Source organism: Saccharothrix violaceirubra, from assembly GCF_014203755.1.
Lineage (GTDB): Bacteria > Actinomycetota > Actinomycetes > Mycobacteriales > Pseudonocardiaceae > Actinosynnema > Actinosynnema violaceirubrum.
In genome coordinates this window covers 277,724-299,428 of record NZ_JACHJS010000001.1, presented here as the reverse complement: position 1 = coordinate 299,428, position 21,705 = coordinate 277,724, and the positions used below count along the sequence as shown (strand labels likewise).

21 protein-coding genes are annotated in these 21,705 nt (G+C 72.3%); 5 read left to right on the top strand and 16 right to left on the bottom strand.

Annotation, left to right across the window (positions count from 1 at the left end):
• Window positions 1–57 precede the first annotated feature (57 nt).
• Window positions 58–2,901, top strand: a complete 2,844-nt coding sequence (locus F4559_RS01545; RefSeq protein WP_184665797.1) for an ATP-binding protein — start codon at window positions 58–60, stop codon at window positions 2,899–2,901.
• On the opposite strand, the gene tsaD is transcribed toward F4559_RS01545, so the two are convergent.
• The 3 genes from tsaD to tsaB are packed head-to-tail and all read right to left on the bottom strand — an operon-like array spanning window position 2,889 to window position 5,054.
• A complete protein-coding gene (gene tsaD / locus F4559_RS01540; RefSeq protein ID WP_184665796.1) occupies window positions 2,889–3,941 on the bottom strand; it encodes a tRNA (adenosine(37)-N6)-threonylcarbamoyltransferase complex transferase subunit TsaD in 1,053 nt (350 codons plus the stop codon). The two genes, F4559_RS01545 and tsaD, sit on opposite strands and share 13 nt — an antisense overlap.
• Window positions 3,934–4,389 (bottom strand): ribosomal protein S18-alanine N-acetyltransferase, encoded by a 456-nt coding sequence (rimI, locus tag F4559_RS01535; protein WP_184665795.1) that lies wholly within the window; start codon window positions 4,387–4,389, stop codon window positions 3,934–3,936. The genes tsaD and rimI overlap by 8 nt, the downstream gene beginning before the upstream one ends.
• On the bottom strand, window positions 4,386–5,054 hold the full coding sequence (tsaB, locus tag F4559_RS01530; RefSeq protein ID WP_184665794.1) for a tRNA (adenosine(37)-N6)-threonylcarbamoyltransferase complex dimerization subunit type 1 TsaB: 669 nt from the start codon (window positions 5,052–5,054) through the stop codon (window positions 4,386–4,388). Before tsaB ends, rimI begins: the two co-directional genes overlap by 4 nt.
• Window positions 5,055–5,126: 72 nt before the next feature.
• Here tsaB and F4559_RS01525 point away from each other — a divergent pair, with 72 nt between their 5' ends.
• The 3 genes from F4559_RS01525 to F4559_RS01515 all read left to right on the top strand — a co-directional run bounded on the left by F4559_RS01525 (window position 5,127) and on the right by F4559_RS01515 (window position 7,248).
• Window positions 5,127–5,498, top strand: coding sequence for a MerR family transcriptional regulator (locus F4559_RS01525; RefSeq protein ID WP_184665793.1), 372 nt, complete (start codon window positions 5,127–5,129; stop codon window positions 5,496–5,498).
• Entirely contained in the window at window positions 5,486–5,794 is a 309-nt protein-coding gene (locus tag F4559_RS01520) for a thioredoxin family protein (protein ID WP_184665792.1), read from the top strand. The genes F4559_RS01525 and F4559_RS01520 overlap by 13 nt, the downstream gene beginning before the upstream one ends.
• A 113-nt stretch (window positions 5,795–5,907) precedes the next feature.
• Window positions 5,908–7,248: an acyl-CoA synthetase gene (locus F4559_RS01515; protein ID WP_184665791.1), complete on the top strand. Its 1,341-nt coding sequence runs from the start codon at window positions 5,908–5,910 to the stop codon at window positions 7,246–7,248.
• Here the strand turns inward: F4559_RS01515 and tsaE are convergent.
• From tsaE to glmS, 5 genes are read right to left on the bottom strand one after another with little or no spacing between them, the layout of a single operon-like run.
• Entirely contained in the window at window positions 7,229–7,693 is a 465-nt protein-coding gene (tsaE, locus tag F4559_RS01510) for a tRNA (adenosine(37)-N6)-threonylcarbamoyltransferase complex ATPase subunit type 1 TsaE (RefSeq protein ID WP_184665790.1), read from the bottom strand. The genes F4559_RS01515 and tsaE overlap by 20 nt on opposite strands.
• Entirely contained in the window at window positions 7,690–8,775 is a 1,086-nt protein-coding gene (locus F4559_RS01505) for an alpha/beta fold hydrolase (protein ID WP_184665789.1), read from the bottom strand. The genes tsaE and F4559_RS01505 overlap by 4 nt, the downstream gene beginning before the upstream one ends.
• Window positions 8,772–9,875, bottom strand: a complete 1,104-nt coding sequence (gene alr / locus F4559_RS01500; RefSeq protein ID WP_184665788.1) for an alanine racemase — start codon at window positions 9,873–9,875, stop codon at window positions 8,772–8,774. The genes F4559_RS01505 and alr overlap by 4 nt, the downstream gene beginning before the upstream one ends.
• Window positions 9,876–9,932: 57 nt before the next feature.
• Complete coding sequence (locus F4559_RS01495; RefSeq protein WP_184665787.1) at window positions 9,933–11,327, bottom strand: NAD(P)H-hydrate dehydratase; 1,395 nt, start codon at window positions 11,325–11,327, stop codon at window positions 9,933–9,935.
• A 15-nt stretch (window positions 11,328–11,342) separates the two neighbouring features.
• Complete coding sequence (glmS, locus tag F4559_RS01490) at window positions 11,343–13,205, bottom strand: glutamine--fructose-6-phosphate transaminase (isomerizing) (protein ID WP_184665786.1); 1,863 nt, start codon at window positions 13,203–13,205, stop codon at window positions 11,343–11,345.
• 133 nt (window positions 13,206–13,338) lie between these two features.
• Between glmS and F4559_RS01485 the strand changes: the two genes are divergently transcribed.
• A complete protein-coding gene (locus F4559_RS01485) occupies window positions 13,339–14,130 on the top strand; it encodes a dienelactone hydrolase family protein (protein WP_312865428.1) in 792 nt (263 codons plus the stop codon).
• A gap of 106 nt (window positions 14,131–14,236) precedes the next feature.
• Here the strand turns inward: F4559_RS01485 and F4559_RS01480 are convergent, their stop codons facing one another.
• From F4559_RS01480 to F4559_RS01445, 8 genes are all read right to left on the bottom strand, one after another.
• Window positions 14,237–14,659, bottom strand: coding sequence for a hypothetical protein (locus F4559_RS01480; RefSeq protein WP_184665784.1), 423 nt, complete (start codon window positions 14,657–14,659; stop codon window positions 14,237–14,239).
• A gap of 2 nt (window positions 14,660–14,661) precedes the next feature.
• On the bottom strand, window positions 14,662–17,475 hold the full coding sequence (locus tag F4559_RS01475; protein ID WP_184676539.1) for a hypothetical protein: 2,814 nt from the start codon (window positions 17,473–17,475) through the stop codon (window positions 14,662–14,664).
• Window positions 17,476–17,479: 4 nt separating this feature from the next.
• Window positions 17,480–17,773: a WXG100 family type VII secretion target gene (locus tag F4559_RS01470; RefSeq protein ID WP_184665783.1), complete on the bottom strand. Its 294-nt coding sequence runs from the start codon at window positions 17,771–17,773 to the stop codon at window positions 17,480–17,482.
• Between the two features lie 127 nt (window positions 17,774–17,900).
• Window positions 17,901–19,238, bottom strand: coding sequence for a phosphoglucosamine mutase (gene glmM, locus F4559_RS01465; RefSeq protein ID WP_184675349.1), 1,338 nt, complete (start codon window positions 19,236–19,238; stop codon window positions 17,901–17,903).
• Between the two features lie 123 nt (window positions 19,239–19,361).
• Complete coding sequence (rpsI, locus tag F4559_RS35740; RefSeq protein ID WP_312865427.1) at window positions 19,362–20,009, bottom strand: 30S ribosomal protein S9; 648 nt, start codon at window positions 20,007–20,009, stop codon at window positions 19,362–19,364.
• Window positions 20,006–20,449 (bottom strand): 50S ribosomal protein L13, encoded by a 444-nt coding sequence (gene rplM / locus F4559_RS01455; RefSeq protein ID WP_184665782.1) that lies wholly within the window; start codon window positions 20,447–20,449, stop codon window positions 20,006–20,008. The genes rpsI and rplM overlap by 4 nt, the downstream gene beginning before the upstream one ends.
• A gap of 262 nt (window positions 20,450–20,711) precedes the next feature.
• On the bottom strand, window positions 20,712–20,999 hold the full coding sequence (locus F4559_RS01450; protein WP_184665781.1) for a WXG100 family type VII secretion target: 288 nt from the start codon (window positions 20,997–20,999) through the stop codon (window positions 20,712–20,714).
• 59 nt (window positions 21,000–21,058) lie between these two features.
• The gene (locus tag F4559_RS01445; RefSeq protein WP_184665780.1) at window positions 21,059–21,373 is read right to left on the bottom strand and encodes a WXG100 family type VII secretion target; all 315 of its coding nucleotides are present in this window, start codon (window positions 21,371–21,373) and stop codon (window positions 21,059–21,061) included.
• Window positions 21,374–21,705: the final 332 nt, after the last annotated feature.

The window sequence follows — 21,705 nt, the reverse complement described above, 5'->3', positions numbered from 1 at the left end:
CCCTTGCGACGAGGTTCGCGTTTGCCGCTGCGGGTCGGCTGCGGGTTTGCTGGTGGCGTGCGATTCGGGGTGCTCGGTCCGCTCGTGGTGTGGGACGACGACGGCACGCCCGTCGCCGTGCCCGAGACCAAGGTCCGTGCGCTGCTGGCGGAACTGCTGCTGGCGGCCGGTCGCCCGGTGTCGGCGGACCGGCTGGTCGAGGTGCTGTGGGACGGTCGGGAACGGTCGCGCAACACGTTGCAGACCAGGGTTTCGCAGCTGCGCCGGGCGTTGGGCACGCGTGATCTCGTGACGTACTCGGCCGCCGGGTACGCGCTGCGGGTCGACGCGGGCACGCTGGACCTGCTGCGGTTCCGCGAGCTGGTGTCCCGGGCGCGCACGGCCGACCCGGTCGCGGCGGCGGCGCTGCTGGACGACGCGGTCACGTTGTGGCGCGGTGACCGCGACGACCTGGAGGATGAGCGGATCGCGGCGGTGGAGGACCGCGCGGCGGCACACCTGGCGATCGGGTCCACTGTGGACGTTTCCGCCGAGGTGGCGCGGCACCCGACCCGGGAACGCCTGCGCGGCCTGCACATGCGCGCCCTGTACCTGTCGGGCAGGCACGTGGAGGCGTTGGCGAGCTTCACCGACCTGCGCGACCGGCTCGACGCCGAACTGGGCCTGGAGCCCGGCCCCGAACTGGTCCGGCTGCGCCAGTCCGTGCTGACCCACGACGTGACGCGCGGCGCCCGGCCGAGGCACAACCTGCCCGCGCCCGTTTCCCCTTTGGTGGGAAGGGATTCCGCCGTGTCGGCCGTGCGCACGCTGCTCGACCGGGCACGGCTGGTGACGCTGACCGGGCCGGGCGGCGTGGGGAAGACCCGGCTCGCGCTGGCCGCCGCCCACGGCCTGACGGCGGCGGACGGCGTGTGGCTGGTCGACCTGTCCGGCGCGACCGGCGACCGGGTCGCGGCCGTCGTCGCGGCGGTGCTCGGCGTGCGGGACGAGGGCGACCTGGTCGACGCGGTCGCGGAGACGCTGCGGGTCCGGGAGACCGTGCTGCTGCTGGACAACTGCGAACGCGTGGTCGACGAGGTGGCCACGCTGGTGTCCCGGGCGTTGCGCGCCGCGCCGGGCCTGCGGGTGCTCACGACCAGCCAGGAACCCCTCGGCGTCTCGGGCGAGGCGCTGTACGTGGTGCCCCCGCTGCCCTTGCCGGACGCGATGGCGTTGTTCGCCGAACGGGCCGCCGGGTTCCTCGACGGCGACGACGGGACCGTGGCCGCGATCTGCCGTCGGCTCGACGGCCTGCCGCTGGCGCTGGAACTGGCCGCCCGCCGGGTGCGCGCGCTGGGCGCCGGCGGCGTGCTCGACCGGCTCGACGACCGGCTCCGGCTGCTCGCGGGCGGCCCCCGGGACGCGCCCGAACGCCACCGCACGCTGCGGGCCGCGCTGGACTGGAGCTGGGACCTGCTCGGCGACGCGGAACGCGTGGTGCTGCGCCGTGTGGCCGTGCACGACGAGGGGTGGGCGTTGGACGCGGCCGAGGCCGTGGCGGGCGACGACGCGCTGGACGTGCTGACCCGGCTCGTGGACCGGTCGCTGGTGGTCGCCGCCGAGGGTCGGTTCCGGCTGCTCGACTCCGTGACGCACTACGGGCGCGAACGTTTGCGGGAGGCCGGCGAGGAGGACCCGGTCCGGCTCGCCCACGCCCGGTTCCACCTCGCCCTCGCCGAACGCCCGGGGCTGCGCGCCGGCGGCCAGCTCGCCCGGCTGGCCCGGCTCGACGCGGACACCGCCAACCTGCGTGCCGCGCTGGACGTGCTCACCGGCGCCGAACGGGTCCGGCTGGCCAAGGCGCTGACCTGGTACTGGTTCCTGCGCGGCCGGCTCGGCGAGGCCCGCCGGGCGCTGGCGGGGTCCGCCGACCCGGCCGCGATCGTGTGGGAGGCGGCGTTCGGCGTGCTCGCGGGAGACCCGCTGCCGCCGGACGTGCCGGCCACCGTCGACCAGATCGCCGATCCGGTCGAGGAGGCGTACACGCGCTGGTTCCTGGGCTACGTGCTGTCCACGGTCGGCGACATGCCCGCGGCCGAGCCGCTCACCGAGCGGGCGCTGAGGGTGTTCGAGGACCACGGCGACGACTGGGGCGTGGCCGCCGCGTCCATCGACGTGGTCAGCCAGTCCCTGGCCCGGGGCGATCTTGTCGGCGCGCGGGCCGCCGCGGACCGGGCGTCGACGCTGTTCGACCGGACCGGCGACCGGTGGGGCCGGCTCCAGGTCACGTTCGTGCGCGGCACGCTCGCGGCCATGGCCGGCGACTACCCCGAGGCGGCCCGGGTGCACGGCGAGGGCCTGGTGCTCGCCGAGGAGCTGCGGTCGTGGCCCGAGGTGTCGTTCACGCTGTCCTGGCTGGGCCGCGTGGCGTTGCTGACCTGCGATTTCGTCCGTGGACGCGAGTACCACGAGCGGGCCCGAGGGCTCGCGGGCGCGTTCACGCCGGCCACGATGTACGCCGAGACGGGACTCGCCCTGGGCGCCCGGCGCGAAGGGCGTCTCGACGACGCCGAACACCACCTGCACCGCGTGCTGGCGTGGCACCGCACCGAGGGGTTCGAGAGTGCGGGCACGCTGGTCCTGGCCGAACTCGGGTTCGTGGCCGAGATGCGTGGTGACGCCGAGCGCGCGGCGGCGTGGCACGCCGAAGGGCACGCCCTGGCGTCACGCATCGGCGACCCGAGGGCGATCGCGTTGGCGTGCGAGGGGCTCGCGGGCGCGCACGCGTTGGCCGGTGACCACGCCGAGGCCCGACGGCTGCTCGACGAGGCGACCCGGCTGCGGCTGTCCGTGGACACCCCGCTGCCCGCGGCCGAACGGTTCGACGTGGACCGGATCGAAGCCGTACTTCAGGGAACCTGAACCGTGGACACGGGCAGACCGGGCGTCGTCGACAGGTCCAACCGCGACGGACCCGCACCGGCCGCGACCAGGTGCGCGCCCAACGCCGCGATCATGGCGCCGTTGTCCGTGCACAACCGGGGCCGGGGCACGCGCAGCTCGATCCCGGCCTCGGCGCACCTCTCGGCCGCCAAGCCCGACAGCCGCGAGTTCGCCGCGACACCGCCGGAGATCACCAGCGTGTCGACCTCCAGGTCCTTGCACGCCCGGATCGCCTTCGCGGTCAGCACGTCCGCCACCGCCTCCTGGAACGACGCGGCCACGTCGGCCAGCGGGATCTCCTCGCCGGCCCGCTCCGCGCGCTCGACCCACCGGGCCACCGACGTCTTCAAGCCGGAGAACGAGAAGTCGTAACGCGGGTCGCGCGGACCGGTCAGTCCACGCGGGAACGCGATCGCGCACGCGTTGCCCTGCTTGGCGAGCTTGTCGATCGGCGGACCGCCGGGGTACGGCAGGTCGAGCAGCCGGGCGACCTTGTCGTACGCCTCGCCCGCCGCGTCGTCCACAGTGGACCCGATCTCGGTGATCCGGTGCGCCAGCCCCTCGATCAGCAGTAGCTGCGAGTGGCCGCCCGAGACCAGCAGCGCCAGGCAGCGGGCCGGCAGCGGGCCGTGCTGGAGCGTGTCGGCCGCGACGTGCCCGGCCAGGTGGTTCACGCCGTACAGGGGCTTGTTCAACGCCGCCGCGTACGCCTTCGCCGCCGAGACCCCGACCAGCAGCGCGCCCGCGAGCCCGGGACCGGCGGTGACCGCGATCGCGTCCACGTCAGACAGCTCGACCCCGGACGTCTCCAACGCCCGGCGCATCGTCGGCACCATGGCCTCCAGGTGCGCCCGCGACGCCACTTCGGGCACGACGCCGCCGAACCGGGCGTGCTCCTCGACGCTGGACGCGACCTCGTCGGCGAGCAGCTCCAGCGCGCCGTCCGGTCCCAGCCGGACGATGCCGACGCCGGTTTCGTCGCAGGAGGACTCGAATCCCAGGATGAGCCGGTCAGTCACTTTTCGCGGGCCTTCCCATCGTGTACGCGTCGGCACCCGACGGCTGGTAGTAGCGGCGGCGCCGGCCGAGGTGCTCGAAGCCGTGCGCGACGTAGAGGGTGATCGCCGGAACGTTGTCCGTGCGCACCTCGAGGAACACCGGCACGCGGCGCTCGTCGGCCACCGCGAGCAGCGTGCGCAGCAACGTGCGGCCGATGCCGTTGCCCTGCCACCGCTTGTCGACGGCGATCGTGTGGACGCTGCTCTCGAAGTCCGTCAGGCCCAGGCCCGCGTAGCCGACCAGTTCGTCGGCCACGTACGCGCCGACGTAGTGGTGGCCGGCCCGGAGTTCGCCGCGGAACGCGTCGGCGCTCCACGGGTCGTCGGCCGGGAACGACTCGTGCTCGATCCGGACGCACTCGGGCACGTCTTCTTCACGCAGAGGCGCGATGGTGACGACCGGGGTCACTTCAGCACCCGTTTGCGGCCGGTCGGCGCGACGGCGTCGGGCCGGCGCAGGTAGAGCGGGGTCAGCGCGGCCGGGCGGGCGCCCGCGAGCAGGTCCGCGGCGGCGGCCTTCACCAGGGCGTCCGGCGTCGGGTAGCGGGTGTCCAGGACCGGCAGGCCGAGGTCGTACAGCTCGGCGCCCTGGCCGGTGGCGTGCGCGACGCCCAACGCGGGCAGCTTGGCCACCAGGTCCGCCGGGCTTTCGACGTGCGGGCCGTCGGTGCGCCGGCCGGCCGCGTCGTACGCCGCCCAGTAGACCTCGCGGCGGCGGGCGTCGGTGGCCACGAGCAGCGGCTGACCGGTGTGCGCGGCGAGCGCGATCGCGTCGGTCGTGGGCACCGGGTAGACAGGCCGGTTGAGCGCCTGGCCCAGCGCGGCGGCCGTGACCAGGCCGACCCGCAGACCGGTGAACGGGCCGGGCCCCGAACCGACCACGATCGCGTCCAGGTCCGGGAAGACCAGGCCGGCCTCGGCCAACGCCTCGAGCAGGTGGGGTGTCAGCAACTCGCCGTGCGCCTTGGGGTCGACCGTGACCCGTTGGGCGATCAGGCGCGGCCCGTCCGCCGTCAGCTCGACGGCCCCGGCGGTCACGGCGGGGGTGGCGGTGTCCAGAGCGAGCACAAACACAGTCGTCCACTGTACGGGTGGGCCGGTACGACACTTGCGTTGACGTCCACGTCAACCCGGAAGGTGGGCAGCGTGCGCATCGGGGAACTGGCTCGGCTGGGTGGGACGACCACCCGGGCGTTGCGCTACTACGAATCGCTCGGCCTGCTGACCGCGCGGCGGAACTCCACGGGACAGCGCGAGTACGACGAGGACGACCTGCGGCTGCTGGCCGAGATCAGGTCGCTCACCGGACTCGGCTTCGCGCTGGAGGACACCCGGCCGTTCGTGGAGTGCCTGCGCGACGGGCACTCCAGCGGCGACGCGTGCCCCGCGTCGGTCGCGGTGTACCGGCGCAAGCTCGCCGAGCTGGAGGAGTGCGTGACCAGGCTCGAGGCCGCCCGCGACCGGGTGCGCGCACAACTGGAGCAGGCGGAACGAAGGGGAAGACCGTGCGCACGTTGAACGACGAGACGTTCCGCGAGACCGTGGGCGGCGGTGCCGTCCTGGTCGAGTTCTCGGCCACGTGGTGCCCGCCGTGCCGGATGGTCGAGCCCGTGCTGGACGAGATCGACCGGGAACTGGCGGGCCTGGACGTGTACAAGATCGACACGGACGAGAGCCCGGTGACCGCACGGGACCAGAAGGTCATGTCCGCGCCGACGATGCAGTTGTGGCGCGACGGCGAACTCGTGGCCCAGATCGTGGGTGCCCGGCCGAAGTCCCAGCTGCTGGCCTGGTTGGAGCCGCACCTGGGGTGACGGTGTCCGGACCTCGGGGGTCCGCGGCCGAAGCGGCGTGGCCGTGCCGCCCCGGGGTGGCCGTCCACGCGCCGCCGTGGCCGCGACACCACCCGGGGTGACAAGGTTGGCCCATGCTGCTGCCCGCCCTGGCCGCCCCGCCGGACCGCACCGCCCTGCGCTTCCCCGACCGTTCGCTGACCTACGCCGGACTGGCCGCCGAGGCGGCGGCGGTGGCGGCGGGACTGGCCGGGGCCTCCCGGGTCGCGGTGTGGGCCCGGCCGGATTCCCGGACGTGCGTGGCGATCGTCGGCGCGCTGCTGGCGGGCGTGGCCGTGGTGCCGCTGAACCCCAAGCTGGGGTCGCGCGAGCTGGACCACGTGCTGGCGGACAGCTCACCCGACCTGGTGATCGACGACGAGCTGCCGGCGGGCGAGCCCGGTGCGCTGCCGACCGTCGACGGCGAGACCCCGGCGTTGATCGTCTACACCTCGGGCACGACCGGCCCGCCCAAGGGCGTCGTCCTGCCGCACCGGGCGTTGGCGTCCAACCTGGACGCGCTGGCGTCCGCCTGGGAGTGGACCGCCGACGACGTCGTGGTCCACGGCCTGCCGCTGTTCCACGTGCACGGCCTGGTCGTCGGGGTGATCGGCGTGCTGCGGCGTGGCGGGACCGTGCACCACCTGGGCACGTTCTCCGCCGCCGCGGCTTCGGCGGCGCTGGCCGGCGACGGCACGGTCTTCTTCGGCGTGCCGACCATGTACCACCGCCTGACCGCCGGGGACGCGGGAGGTTTCCGCCACGCCCGGCTCCTGGTCTCCGGTTCGGCCGCCCTGCCCGCGACCGTCCACGCACGCGTGCGCGAACTGACCGGGCAGGAGGTCGTCGAGCGCTACGGCATGACCGAGACGTTGATGAACACCGGTGTGCGGGCAGGCGGGGAACGTCGGCCCGGGACCGTCGGCCCGCCGCTGGACGGCGTCGAGGTCCGCGTGGTGACCGAGGAAGGCGTCCCGGCACCGCGCGACACCCTCGGCGAGGTCGAGGTGCGCGGCCCGAACCTGTTCCTGGAGTACCTGAACCGCCCCGACGCGACGGCCGCGGCGTTCCGCGCCGGCTGGTTCCGCACCGGCGACCTGGGCGTCCTCGAAGACGACGGCTACCTGCGCCTGGTCGGCCGGCAGGCGACGGACCTGATCAAGACCGGCGGCTACCGCGTCGGCGCGGGCGAGGTGGAGAACGCGCTCCTGGAGCACCCGGCCGTCCGGGAGGTCGCGGTGACCGGCGAACCCGACGACGACCTCGGCGAGCGCATCGTCGCCTGGGTGGTCCCGGACTCGGACGTCACGGCCGACGAGCTGGCCTCCCACGTGGCCGGCCTGCTCACCCCGCACAAGCGCCCCAGGGTGGTCCGGTTCGTGGACTCGTTGCCCCGCAACGACATGGGCAAGGTCCTCAAGCGCGAACTGCGCTGACCCGGTCCACCCAGGTGCCGTGCGGGTGCAGGTGGGCGACGCGGACGTCGTCGTCCCGGCGCTCCAACTCGATCAGCAGGTGGTCGTCGGACAGCCGCGCGGCGCCCTCGCCCCACTCCACGGCCACGACCGCGTCCACCAGGTCGGTGTCGAGGTCGAGGTCGTCCAGCTCGTCGAGGTCGCCGAGCCGGTACGCGTCCACGTGCACCAACGACACGCTGCGGCCCCCGGGCGCCGGCGAGTGCACCCGCGCGATCACGAACGTGGGCGAGCTGACCCGCCCGAGGACGCCGAGCCCGGACGCCAGCCCGCGCACCAGCGCGGTCTTCCCGGCGCCGAGCGGACCGGACAGCAGCAGCAGGTCGCCGCCGCCGACCACACCGCCCAGTCGCCGCCCGAACTCCTCGGTGTCCTCCACGGTCGCCAGTTCCACGCTCGTCGTCACCGCAGCCCGCCTTCGACCCGTTCGGCGGCGCTGCGCCGAACCAGCCCGATCAGGTGCTCGTCCACCAGTCCGGGCCGTTCCAACATGACCATGTGCCCCGCGCCCTCGACGCGGACCAGTTCGCCGTGCGGCATCTCCTCGGCCATCCGCTCGGCGTGCGAGAACGGCGTAAGGCGGTCGGCGTCACCGCTGATCACGAGCACCTCGCAGTGCTTCAGACCGGCGAGAGCTTTATACCGGTCGTGCGTGCCGAGCGTTTCGAGGAACCCGGTGAGCACGCGCACCGACACGCCGTTGATCATCTCGGCCATGAGGTCGACCAGCGACGCGCCCACGTCGCGGTCGCCGAACGCGAGCGCCCGGATCCCGCTCCACGTCAGCAGGTCCGCCCGCCGCCGCACCCACTCGACGACCCCGGGCTGCAGCCCCGCCAGCCGCCCGACGCCGAGCGTGACCGGGTTGTACCGGGACAGCACCGACTTCGGCAGGCCCGCGCCGCCGACCGCGCCGGCCGCCGTGCCGACCAGCGCGACGCCCCGGACCCGCTCGGCGAACAGCTCGGGCCGGCGCTCGGCCAGCGCCATGATCGTCATTCCGCCCATGGAGTGACCGACGAGCACCAACGGGCCGTCCGGCGCGACGGAGCGCAACACCGCGTCGAGGTCGGCGGCGCACTGCTCGATCGTGCCGCCCTCGGGGCCCGGCTGCCCGGACCGGCCGTGCCCGCGCTGGTCGTACAGCACCTGGCGGACCGGCGGGTCGACCAGTCCGGCGAGGTCTCGCCGCTGGAAGTGCCAGCACCGCCGGTCGAGCGCGAACCCGTGCACGTAGACGACGGTCAGCACGGCGTCGCCCGCCTCCGGGTCGACCTCCTCGACCGACAGCGGAACGCCGTCGTCGGCCGCGACCGTCGACTCGCGGGACGGGACCAGGCGGCCTAACGGCTCGTCGGCGTACGGATCGGCGATCCCGCGATCGTGGTTCACCCGCTTGTGGTGCGCCGCGACGCCGACCGCGACGCCCGTGGCCGCCGCACCGACGATCCCCCCGACCCAGCCGACCGTCTTCCAGACCGCGTTCACCGGAACGTCCGGTGCACGCGTGCCCGGTACATGCCGGTGACGATCTCGTAGTCGATCGTCCCCAGCGTGTCGGCCCACTCGCGAGCCGTGGGTTCGCCCCGCTCACCCGACCCGAACAGCACGACCTCGTCCCCCTCCTCGACCACGTCGTCACCGCAGTCGACCACGATCTGGTCCATGCAGACCCGTCCGACCACCGGGCGCCGGCGCCCGCGCAGCAGGACGTGCATGCGGTTGGACAGCCCGCGCGGCACGCCGTCGGCGTACCCGACGGGAACCAGCGCCACGGTCGTATCGGTCTTGGTGGTCCAGGTGAAACCGTAGGAGACCGAATCACCGGCCGACACCCGTTTGGTGAGCGCCACCGACGAGTGGAAGGACATGACCGGCCGCAGGTCGACGGCACCGGACACGGGGTCGAGCCCGTACAGGGCGATGCCGGGCCGGACGATGTCGAAGTGCAGGTCGGGTCGCGTCAGCAGGCCGGCCGAGTTGCACAGGTGCCGCAAGGGCTCCAGCCCGGCGTCGCGCGCCTGCGCGTAGGCGTCGGCGAACCGCGCGGCCTGGAGGTCGTTGGCCGGGTGGCCGGGCTCGTCCGCGCAGGCCAGGTGCGACCACACGGCCACGACCTCGACCTCGGGCGCCTTCGCGGCCCTGCGCACCAGGTCGGCCCAGTCCTCGGGCCGGCAGCCGTTGCGCGACAACCCGGTGTCGATCTTGAGGTGCACGCGGGCCCGCCGCTTGGCCACCCGTGCGGCGGCCTGGACGGCCTCCAACCTGCGCACGGAGGACACGGACAGGTCGATCCCGGCCGAAATCCCGGCCGAGTAGTCCACGGAGACCGGGTCGAGCCAGCACAGCACGGGCACCTCGAGCCCGGCCCGCCGCAGCACCAGCGCTTCGCTCAACGACGCGGCGCCCAGCCAGGACGCCCCGGCCGCCACCGCCGCCCGTGCGACCTCGACGGCACCGTGCCCGTACCCGTCGGCCTTGACCACCGCCATGGTCGCGGCGCCGGGCGCGAGGGCGGCGAGCAGGCCCACGTTGTGCCGCAGGGCATCGAGGTCGACCCGGACTTCAGCATGAAGGTGAGCAGCCATAACTCCTTCATGTTGGCACACCGCGGGCCCTCGACCGCCCTGACGGCGCACCCGCCGCTACTCCGAAGGCACGAGGGCGCGCACCGTCCGCACGGCGTCGGGCACGGCCGCCAGCAGGCTCGAAGCCGGGATCGGAGCACCCGATGCGGCCAGGTCGGCGGCCAGCGTGTGGACGTGGGCGGCGCCGGCCGCGGCCAGGAGCGGGTCCGTCCCGGACGCCAGCAGGGCGCCGATCAACCCCGACAGCACGTCCCCCGACCCCGCCGTCGCGGCCCACGACGACCCGGCCCGGTTGACCAGCGTGCGCCCGTCCGGCGCGGCGATCACGGTCGCGTGGCCCTTGAGCAGCACCACGGCGTCGAACCGCGCGGCGGCCCGCCGCGCGGCACCGACCCGGTCGTCGCCGACCGCCCCGGCCAGCCGTGCGAACTCGCGGTCGTGCGGCGTCAGCACCAGCGGCGTCGCGGGGTCGCGCGCGTCGGACAGGGACGGGTTCGTGGCGAGGAGCGTGATCGCGTCGGCGTCGACGCACACCGGCACCCCCGCTTCGAGCACGGTCCGCAACGCGGCCTCGGCACTCGACCCGGTGCCCAGACCCGGCCCGACCACCCACGCCTGGACGCGGCCCGCGTCCGTGATCGACCCGGTGCAGATCGCCTCCGGCCACCGCGCCCGCACGGCCTCGGCGGCGGCACCGGCGTAGCGCACCATGCCCGACGTGCCGAGCACGGCGGCGCCCGTGGCGAGCACGGCCGCGCCCGGGTACACCGACGACCCGGCCGCCACCCCGGTCACGCCCTGCGTGTACTTGTCCGACGACCGCCCCGGCACCGGCCACAGCGCACCGATCTCGGCGGACGTCAGTTCCGACAGGTACGGCGAGTCCACCGACAGCCCGATGTCCACCAGCCGCACGTCACCGCAGTCGGCCAGGGCGTGCACCGGTTTGAGGCACCCGAACGTCACGGTCACCGCCGCCCGCACGTGCCGGCCCGACGCGGCACCGGTGTCCGCGTCGAGCCCGCTCGGCAGGTCCACGGCCAGGATCGGCGCCGTCACGCGCTCGACGTGCGCCACGGCGTCCGGGCGCAACCCGCCGCGACCGGACAGGCCCACGATCCCGTCGACGACCAGGTCCACCTCGGGCAGCAGGTCCACGACCCGACCACCGGCCCGGCGGAACGCCGCCAACCCGGCCCGATGCGCGCGTTCGGGAGCGAGCAGCACGGCGTACACGCGCACGCCGCGTCGGCGCAGGAAGTACCCGGCCCACAACGCGTCACCGCCGTTGTTGCCCGCACCGACGAGCAGACCGACCCGACGGCGTCCGTCCAGCATGGACAGCGCCACCGTCGCCGTGCCGAACGCGGCACGCCGCATCAGCACGGACTCCGCGACCGGCGCACGTTCCTCGGCGGCCCTGACCTCGGCCGCGGTCCACATCCCTCGCACGCCGGCCAGCCTGCCCTACTCCACGGTCACGGACTTGGCCAGGTTGCGCGGCTTGTCCACGTCGTACCCGCGCGACTTGGCGATCTCGGCGGCCAGCACCTGCAACGGCACGGTCGAGATCAGCGGCTGGAGCAGCGTGGGCACGGCCGGCACCTCGATCAGGTGGTCGGCGAACGGCCGGACCGTCTCGTCGCCCTCCTCGGCGATCACGATCGTGCGCGCGCCCCGGGCCTGGATCTCGGAGATGTTCGAGACCAGCTTGGAGTGCAGCACCGCACGCCCCCTGGGGGACGGCATCACGACCACGACCGGCAGGCCCGGCTCGATCAGCGCGATCGGCCCGTGCTTCAGCTCGCCCGCCGCGAAGCCCTCGGCGTGCATGTACGCGAGTTCCTTCAGCTTCAACGCGCCTTCGAGGGCGACCGGGTAGCCGACGTGGCGACCGAGGAACAGCACGGCCTTCGAGTCGGCCAGCGACCGGGCCAGCGCGCGCACGTCCTCGACCTTCTCCAGGACCCGTGCGACGGCGTCGGGCATGGCCTCCAGCTCGTGGAACTCACGGGCGACCTCGTCGGGGTACTTCGTGCCGCGCGCCTGCGCCAGGGCAAGGCCGACCAGGTAGTTCGCCGCGATCTGGGCGAGGAACGCCTTGGTCGAGGCGACGCCGATCTCGGGGCCGGCGTGCGTGTAGAGCACGGCGTCGGACTCGCGCGGGATCTGTGCGCCGTTGGTGTTGCACACGGCCAGCACGCGGGCCTTCTGCGCGCGGGCGTGGCGCACGGCCTCCAGCGTGTCGGCGGTCTCGCCCGACTGGGAGACGGCGACGACGAGCGTGTCACGGTCGAGCACCGGGTCGCGGTAGCGGAACTCCGACGCCAGTTCGACCTCGACGGGCAGCCGCGTCCAGTGCTCGATGGCGTACTTCGCGACCAGGCCCGAGTGGTAGGCCGAGCCGCACGCGACGACGAAGACCTTGTCCACGTCCCGCAGGTCCTGGTCGGACAGGCGCTGTTCGTCGAGGACGATCCGGCCGTCGCGGAAGTGGCCGCGCAGCGTGTTGGCGAGTGCTTCGGGCTGCTCCTCGATCTCCTTGAGCATGAAGTACTCGTGGCCGCCCTTCTCGGCGGCGGACAGGTCCCAGTCGACCGTGAACGGCTTGACCTCGACGGGTTCGCCCGCGAAGTCGGTCACGGTGTACCCGGCGCGGTCGATCACCACGACCTGGTCCTGGCCGAGTTCGACGGCTTCGCGGGTGTGCTCGATGAACGCGGACACGTCCGAGGCCAGGAACGTCTCGCCGACGCCGACGCCGACCACCAGCGGCGACGAGCGGCGGGCGGCGACCACGACGTCCGGCTGGTCGGCGTGGGTCACGACCAGGGTGAACGCGCCTTCGAGGCGGCGGACCACGGTGCGGACGCTCGCGACGAGGTCACCGGCCGTGTCGCCGGCGGCGTACGCGAGGGCGACGAGGTGTGCGGTCGTCTCGGTGTCGGTGTCGCTGGCCATCTCGATGCCGAGGGCTTCCAACTCGGCGCGCAGCACGGCGAAGTTCTCGATGATCCCGTTGTGCACGACCGCGACCCGTCCGGTGGTGTCGCGGTGCGGGTGGGAGTTGCGGTCGACGGGCGCACCGTGCGTGGCCCACCTCGTGTGCCCCATGCCGACCGTGCCGGCGAAGACACCGCGACCGACCTCGTCGAGCACGGCTTCGAGGTTGGCCAGCCGACCGGCCTTGCGTTCGACGGCCAGCCCGCCCGCGCCGTCGAGCACGGCGACCCCGGCCGAGTCGTAACCCCGGTACTCCAGTCGTCGGAGCCCGTCCAGCACGACGTCGAGCGCCGAGCGGTGTCCCACGTATCCCACGATTCCGCACACGACGCACAGCGTAGCCAGACCAGTGATGTCACCCAAAAGAGGCGCCGGCCACGTTTTCGCTGGTCAACCCCCAGAATGGTGTAGACCAATTGTCCGGTGCGCCCACCGACCACGATCGACTACCGTTCATCCGGTGAGCGGCGACTCGGCGAAGCAGGTCCTCGACACGCTCGGCAGGCCCGGACCGCACAGGGTGCTGCGCGGCGACCTGGGCGTGGCCGGACTGCCCGGGGTCGTCTACACCCCCGAACGCGGCCTGGGACTGCCCGCCGTGGCGTTCGGCCACGGCCTGCTCCAACCCGTGAACCGCTACCGGGCGTTGCTCAGGCACCTGGCTTCGTGGGGAATCGTCGCCGCCGCCCCGGCCACCCGACCGCTGATGTCGGCACGCCTACTGGCGACGAACCTGCGCACCACCCTCGACGTGTGCACGGGCGTGCGCCTGGGCGACGGCGAGATCAGCGTCGACCCGACCCGTCTCGCCGTGGCGGGCCACTCCATGGGCGGCGGCGCGGCGGTGCTGGCGGCGGCAGAGGACGACCGCGTCCGCGCGGTGGTCACCCTGGCAGTCACGGAAACCCACCCGTCGGCACTGGACGCAGCCCGCGAGATCACCGTCCCCGGCCTGCACCTGGCCGCAGCGGAAGACCGCATCGCCCCACCCGTGGGACACGCCGAGGCGATAGTGACCGCCTGGGCCGGCCCGGTGCAGTTGCGCACGTTGCCGAAAACCACCCACCTGGGCTTCGCGGAAGGCCGCCACTGGAGCGAACTGCTGCTGGACGGCAAGGGCGAACGCACGGCACAGCGCCTGGCGAAGTCCCTGGCGACAGCCTTCCTCCTGCGCATCCTCACCAAGGACAACCGCTGGGACGAACTACTGACGTCCCCGGTCAAGGGCGCCCCCTTGACCCTCCACCGCTGAAGCGGGACACCACCAGCACGGCCACACCCTCAGGCCCGAACGCACATTTCACGGTGTCCGAACGCACAACTCGCAGTGTCTGAACGCATAACTCGCGCGTTCGAACTCAGGTCAACCAGCTCTGCCCGCTCAGATCGTCATCGTCCTCGACCGGCGCCGAACGCCGCCGCGGCGTGGCCGGCGGCAACGGCACACCAGCCGAAACCGGAGCAGGAGCAGGAGCAGGAGCAGGAGGAACGTCGTCCTCCTCCTCAGGCCCGAACGCCAACTCCCCATCACGCTGCTGAGCCGGCGCCCACTGCGACTGCCGCTGAGAAGCCTTGTCCCCCTCCGCGACAACCTTCTCGGCCTTCTCGCGCAACCGCTCACGATCAGCCACCAACCGGGCCTCACGCTCACGAGCCTCGGCGGCCAACCGCTCACGATCGGCCTGAAGGGCCCCGGTCACCTGCGCATTGGCACGACGCGCTGCCTCCAGCCGCTCGTCGAAAGCCGCCTTCACCGCCGGGTCGACCTCGATGACGCTCACCGTCAACGACCTCCCTCGTCACCCAGAACGCCCTGCACCCGACTCAGGTTCATGTCGTCGTCGAACAGCGACCCGCTGGTCCGCCACTGACTGGGGCTGCGCTCCGACTCGCCGTTCTGCTGCTGCCCGCCCCCGGCCATGCCGCCACCCATCATCCCGCCGCCCATCATGCCCCCACCGGCCGTACCGGTGGTCTGATGAGGGCCGTCCTGCATGCTCGGCAACGTCGCCGACCCGGCTTCACCGGCCTGGGACGCGTTGGTGTCCGCCAGGTCCGCATCGCCGGCCGACCCACTCCACGGCGTGTCCGTACCCGAACCGCCAAGCACGGAGTCCGCGACGTCGAACCCGCCGTTCCCACCCAGGATCGACGCACCCGACGCGGTGGTCACACCCTCGTTGGACGCCCCGTCGAACGAGGGCGCGGCCCACCCCGAACCAGGCACACCGGCATGCGCCGGTCCACCGAAGCTGTGGTCACCGTGAGCCGGTCGATCGCCGGTCGGCGCGGTCCAGGCACCCTGATCGCCGTGGACGGGCGCACTCACATCCGCCACGGGCACACCCCAGGCGGGCGGGACAGCACTGCCCTGGGCAGGCGTACCGACACCTCCCGACACGGCACTGCCCTGCGTCGCCCCCTCCGCCGGCGCGGGCCCACCCTGGACCACACCGTCCGCCACCGCACTGCCCTGCGTCACACCGTCCGGCGAGCCGAACCCACCCGACGCGGAACCCTCCTGCGTCGCCCCACTCGGCCCGACACCGCCGTCGACCGGCCCGTCCACCGGCAACGCGTGGAAACCTTCGTCCACCGGCAACGCGCGGAAGCCCTCGTCCGGCGCGGGCAAGGTCGTCACGTCACCCGGCACACCGGGCTTCTCGTCCGCCTTGTCCGCACCGAACCCGACCCCGTACTCCTCGGGCGTCCCGTCACCGTCGTCGACCGTCAGGTTGATCTCACCGGTGAGCGGATCGACCTCGGCGGTGATCGACAACCCCTCCAGCTCGATCAACGCCTTGCCGTCCGCACCCGCCTGCACCGGCACCGACCCGTCGCCCGCGGAGGCGGGGCCACCGGCCGGAGTCGGCGCGGTCCCACCGGCCGCGGCCCCACCCGGCACGGTCCCGGTCAACGGAGCCGCACCGTTCTGCCCCAACAACGCGTTGAGCGCGTCCGGGTTCTTGCCGAAGTCGACGTCGTAGGTCTTCGGCTCACTCGTCGGCGTGTCGACGGTGATCTTGACGTGGCCGTTCTCGTCCGGCTCGGTGACCGTGATCTCGTTCTCACCGCTGCGGATCTTGACGGTCTCCGGCTCTTCCTCGCCCTTGAGCCCGTCCGGCTTGCCCGCGTTCGGGTCGTCCGGCTTCCCGTCACCGTCGAGGTCGTCGGGCTTGCCGTCGCCATCGGTGTCACCGGGTACGTCCGGCTTCCCGTCCCCGTCCTTGTCCAACGGGTTCTCGATCTTGGGCACCTCGGGCGTGCCGCCGCCACCGGGCGGGGTCCCGCCGCCACCGGGCGGAGTGCCGCCCCCACCAGGCGTACCGGACGTGCCGCCGGGCGTACCGGACGTGCCACCCGGCTGGTCGACCTTGTCCCGACCGCCCTGCTCGCCGGTGAACGACGGCGGGTCGCCGACCTGCCCGAACGGCTTGTCGGTGAGCTGGCCGTCGAGCTGGCCGAACATCGTGTCGTACGTGCCCTGCACGCCGGTCTGCACGGCCTGGCAGTACCCGTCGAACGCCTGCTTCTTGCCGTCGAACTCCTGGCACAGCCCGCGCAGCTTGTTCTTGGCGTCCTCGATGATCCGGTCGCGGACGTCGGTGATCCAGTCGGACCAGCCCATGCCGACGAGGATGCCCAGCGGTCCGCCGCAGATCGCGCCGATGACCGTGCCGGTCAACCAGCCCGGCACGCCGGCCAGCCAGTCGAGGATGCCGCCGTCGTTCTCGAAGACGTCGCCCTTGGCCTGCCGGATGGCTTCCTTGGCCTGGTCGACGGTCAGCCCGCCGCACTGCTCCGAGTACATGTCGTGCACGTGCTGGGCGAATTCCTTGACCTGCTGCTGCATCGTGCCCACAGCGGTCGTGATCGTGCCGGGCGCACCCTTGGTGTTCTGGATGAACGTGCCCGCGGTGTTGAGGAACTTGCCGTTGTAGCCGTTGGCCGCGTTGGCCGCGTCGCCCTCCCAGGCGCCGAGCGCGTTCCACGCCGTGCCCAGGCCGTTCTCGTGGTTGTCGAGGTCGGCCGCGGCCTTGTTGATCTTCTCGGCGTCCTCGCGGAACTTGGCGAAGTCGATCTCGGAGACCTCGTCGTAGTTCCGGTAGATGTACTCCGTGAGCTGCGGCGCCTGGCCGTTGTGCCCGATGACCGGCGCGGCCTCGGCGTAGATCGGGATGAACTTCTCGAAGAAGCGCAGACCGGGCGCGCCGGCGTCGAGCAGCACGTCGGACGTGGGCACGTCGCCGGTCTCGTTCAGCACCTTCTGCGTGCTGCCGAGTTCGCGCTCCTCCTTGGCCTTGTTCACCAAGGAGTCGGCCTCGCCGCCCTCCATCGTCCAGGCGCCGTGCTCCATCTCCTCGTTGACGTTGTAGGCGACGCTGGCGCCGCCGGTCACGGGTGCGAGCAGGACACCGCCGGCGTGCTGCCAGAAGCCCGGGTCGTCGGGGACCTCGACGCCGTTCGCCTCGGCGTACCGGCGGACGTCCTCCTCCGAACCACCGGAACCGGCCAGCGCGCGGACCAACTGCTTCTTGGTCTCCGGCGTGACGTTCGGGTCGTCGAGGAGCTGCTTGATCTCGTTCTGGTCTGCCACCACGTCACCCCTGGAACTGGCCGGACGTGGCCGATTCGTTGCTCTCGTACGACTTCGCCACGTCGTTGAGACGTTGCGCCACGTTGTTCGCTTCCGTGCCGAACGTCTCCATGCTCGCGCCGAGGCGGTCGAAATAGGACCGGTACTTGGTCTCGACGCCGCGGAACTTGCGGCCGACCTGGCCCGCACCGACGGCCGGGGTCACCCCGCTCTTCATCTGGATGATGTCCGCACCGTGGTCCTGGTACTGCTTGGCCACGTTCTGCAACTCACCCGGTCCGACGCCGAAGCCGGCCATGTCCTGCCTCCCCTCGTTCCCCGATCGGACGCCGCGAAGCGTCTTCGGGTTCCGTGGTCAGGGTGCCGGCTCGGCGGCGGGAAATACCGCGGAACGCCTATTCACGGTGCCTAAGCAAATACGGCGATCAGTGCACAGAGGACACTACGCCCGCGAGTCGCCGCGCCGCCGTTTCCGCGATCTCGTGGGTCGACGCCTCGACCATCACGCGCACCAACTGCTCGGTCCCGGAAGGGCGCAGCAGCACGCGTCCCTCGTCGCCGAGTTCCGCCGTGACGGCCGCCACCGCGTCGTTCACCGAGACCGCCTCGGCCACCGCCGCCTTGTCCGCGACGACGACGTTCACGAGCACCTGCGGCAGCCGCTTCATCACGCCCGCGAGGTCGGCGAGCGATCTGCCGGTCTGGGCCATGCGGGCCATGAGCCGCAACGCGGTCAGCAGGCCGTCACCGGTCGTGGCGTGCGCGGGCAGCACGACGTGGCCGGACTGCTCGCCGCCCAGCGCGTACCCGCCGGCCCGCAGCTCCTCCAGCACGTACCGGTCGCCGACAGCGGTGGTGCGCAGGGTGATGCCGTGCTCGCGCATGGCCAGGTGCAGGCCGAGGTTGCTCATCACGGTCGCCACGAGCGTGTCGTCGGTCAGCTCGCCCGCGTCCCGCATGGCCAGCGCGATCACGGCCATGATCTGGTCGCCGTCGATCTCCACGCCCGCCGCGTCGACGGCCAGGCAGCGGTCGGCGTCGCCGTCGTGCGCGATGCCGAGGTCGGCGCCGTGTTCGAGGACAGCGGCACGCACCTGGTCCAGGTGGGTCGAGCCGCAGCCCTCGTTGATGTTGAGGCCGTCGGGCGCGGCGTGGATCTCCACGACCTCGGCGCCGGCGCGGCGGTACAGGTCGGGGGCGGCGACGGACGCGGCGCCGTTGGCGCAGTCGACGACGACCTTGATGCCGTCGAGGCGGTGCGGGGTGACCGACAGCAGGTGGTCGACGTAGCGGCGTTCGGCGTCGGCGATGTCGCGGACGCGGCCGACATCGGCACCGGTCGGCCGGTGCGCGTCGGCGTCGGCCATGCGCTGCTCGATCTCGTCCTCGACCGCGTCGGGCAGCTTGTGCCCGCCGGCCGCGAAGAGCTTGATGCCGTTGTCGGGCATGGGGTTGTGCGACGCGGAGATCATCACGCCGACGTCCGCGCCGAGGTCGGCGACCAGGAACGCCACGGCCGGCGTGGGCAGCACGCCGACCCGCAGCACGTCCGCGCCGGCGGCGGCGAGGCCCGCGACGACGGCGGCCTCCAGCATCTCGCCACTGGCCCGGGGATCGCGGCCGACGACGGCGACCGGCCGGTGCGAGCGGTCGTGTTCGGCGAGGACCCTGGCGGCGGCGGAAGCGAGGGACAGTGCCAGTTCCGGGGTGAGGGTCGTGTTCGCGCGTCCGCGGACGCCGTCGGTGCCGAACAACCGTGCCATGGTCGCCTGAGCCTCCGTGATCAACCACACATCTTCGGGCGGGGAAAAGCACAGCGGGAGCAGCAGTTCGTCGAAGAACTGGCTGCTCCCGCTGCGGTGGTGCTCGGGCTCGACCGCGAAGGGTCAGCGCTTGCTGTACTGAGGCGCCTTGCGGGCCTTCTTCAGACCGTACTTCTTGCGCTCCTTGACCCGGGGGTCGCGGGTGAGGAAGCCGGCCTTCTTCAGGACCGGGCGGTCCTCGGAGTCGACGGCGATCAGCGCACGGGCGATCGCGAGGCGCAGCGCACCGGCCTGGCCGGTGGTGCCACCGCCACGCAGGTTCGCGACGACGTCGAACGTCTCCGGCTTCTCGGTCGTGACCAGCGGCTCGCGGATGAGCTGCTGGTGCACCTTGTTCGGGAAGTACGCCTCGAGCGACTTGCCGTTCAGGGTGAACTTGCCGGTGCCGGGAAGCAGGCGCACGCGGACGATGGCCTCCTTGCGGCGGCCGACGGTCTGCGCCAGGTGGTGCGCACCGTTGAGCTGGTGGCGCACGACCGGAGCCGCGGCGGACTCCTCCTCGGCGTCGCCTTCGACGGCGGCGTCGTCGGCCTCGTCCGCGGCGTCGGCCTCGACGGCGTCCGCCTCGACAACGGCTTCGGCGTCAGCGTCAGCCTCGACAACGGCTTCGGCCTCGACTGCGGTGCCCGCCTCGACGGCCTCCACGGCCTCGTCGAACTCGGCGGCCTCGGGGGTCGTCACGTCGGTGTCCTCGGTCTGCTGCTCGGTCACTGGGCGACCTTCTTGATCTCGAACGGCTGCGGCTGCTGCGCAGCGTGCGGGTGGTTCGGTCCCGTGTAGACCTTGAGCTTGCCGGCGATCACGCGGCCGAGGCGGTTCTTGGGCAGCATGCCCTTGATCGCCTTCTCGACCAGCCGGTCGGCGCGGGTGTCGAGCACCTCGCCGAAGGACTGCTTGCGCAGACCGCCCGGGAAACCGGAGTGCCGGTACACGAACTCCTGGTCACGCTTCTTGCCGGTCAACGCCACCTTGTCCGCGTTGATGATCACGACGAAGTCGCCGGTGTCAACGTGCGGGGCGTAAGTGGGCTTGTGCTTGCCGCGCAGCAGCGTCGCGGCCTGGGTGGCGAGCCGACCGAGCACCACGTCCTGGGCGTCGATCACGTGCCAGGCTCGGGTCACCTCGCCGGGCTTCGGGCTGTACGTGGGCACGGGTCTACCTCGTCGTCACTTGCGTCTGGGGTCATTGCGGCGGTTGCTCAGGACCTTAAGACCCCAGGTGGGCAAGTGGACCAGAACACGAGGCGCGCACAGCGCCACGAGTACCGCACAACAACGTAGAAAGATACCGGGTGGGTCATGGCCGGGTCAAAACGACCCCCACTAGGGCGACCGGCGCCGCACACGGACGGACCCCGGCACCCCCACGAAGGGGGCCGGGGCCCGGGTCACGCTTCGATCGGGTGAACCCGATTCACCAGCGGACGGTGTTCTGCTGCTCGGCCTGCTGGTAGGCGTCGGTCGCCTGCTGCACGGCCACACCGATCGCGGCGAGCACCGACTGGAGGTCGGCGGCCGAGGTGTTCCACTGGTTCTGCGCCTGCTGGTAGGCCTCCGACGCGCCACCGTCCCACTGGGCGATGACGGGGGCGAGGCGCTGCTTCAGGTCGTCGAGCGCCTGCTGGACCTGGTTGGCCTGCGAGGCGATCTCGCCGCCGGCGTTCGCCAGCTCGCCGAAGTTGACTTCGATGCGTTCGTTCATTGTTCTCCCCTTCGGAAGTCAGTGCCTGGCTGGTGATGGAGCAGAGCTGAAGCGGTCGATCAGCCGTTCAGGCGGCCGAGCAGGCCACCCATCGACTGGTTCTGCTCCTCTTCCTGCCGGCGGTAGATGTCGGCGCTGCCGCTCATCTGCTCGGCGATGGCGCGCAGCGCCTCCTGGAGCTTGCGGGCGTCCTCGTCGAACCGGTTGATCAGGTTCTGGAACGCGGTCGCGGCCTGCCCCTTCCAGGACGCGCCGACCGTGTCGACCGTGCCGCGGAGGCTGCGCAGGATGCCCTGGACGTGCTCGTCGGTGCTGACGATGTCCGTCGCCGCGCCGACGAGCTCCTCGGTACCGGTACCGTAGCCACCAGCCATTGGGAGAACCCCCTTCATGGGTCAGTCAGGTCGTACCCGTTCTTACTCGGTACGCCACTTCCGACGCAGACCCTGTCACGTCCGGTTCCACGGTGTCGCGACTTTCTTCGAAGTAGTTGCGCTCGTAAACGCGTTCGCATTCGCGAGTGGTTCAGGAGAGGATTCGCGCTTGCGAAAAGTCCTCGTCATCGCCACTTTCACGGGGAAGTCGACCACGCGGACCGGGCGCGGAACGGAACCTCGAAGGCGGCTCGGCATTTGCATTCGTGTCCGTTTGCTTCCGCGATTCTTCGGACTCGGGAAGATCCACCGGTCCGAGCGGCAGACCGCGT

Bases quoted from the DNA above. Each gene is read 5' to 3' on its own strand.
- F4559_RS01515 (WP_184665791.1), top strand. From the start codon at position 5,908: ATGCTGCTGCCCGCCCTGGCCGCCCCGCCGGACCGCACCGCCCTGCGC.
- alr (WP_184665788.1), bottom strand. From the start codon at position 9,875: ATGGCTGCTCACCTTCATGCTGAAGTCCGGGTCGACCTCGATGCCCTG.
- F4559_RS01470 (WP_184665783.1), bottom strand. From the start codon at position 17,773: ATGGCCGGCTTCGGCGTCGGACCGGGTGAGTTGCAGAACGTGGCCAAG.
- glmM (WP_184675349.1), bottom strand. From the start codon at position 19,238: ATGGCACGGTTGTTCGGCACCGACGGCGTCCGCGGACGCGCGAACACG.
- F4559_RS01450 (WP_184665781.1), bottom strand. From the start codon at position 20,999: ATGAACGAACGCATCGAAGTCAACTTCGGCGAGCTGGCGAACGCCGGC.
- F4559_RS01445 (WP_184665780.1), bottom strand. From the start codon at position 21,373: ATGGCTGGTGGCTACGGTACCGGTACCGAGGAGCTCGTCGGCGCGGCG.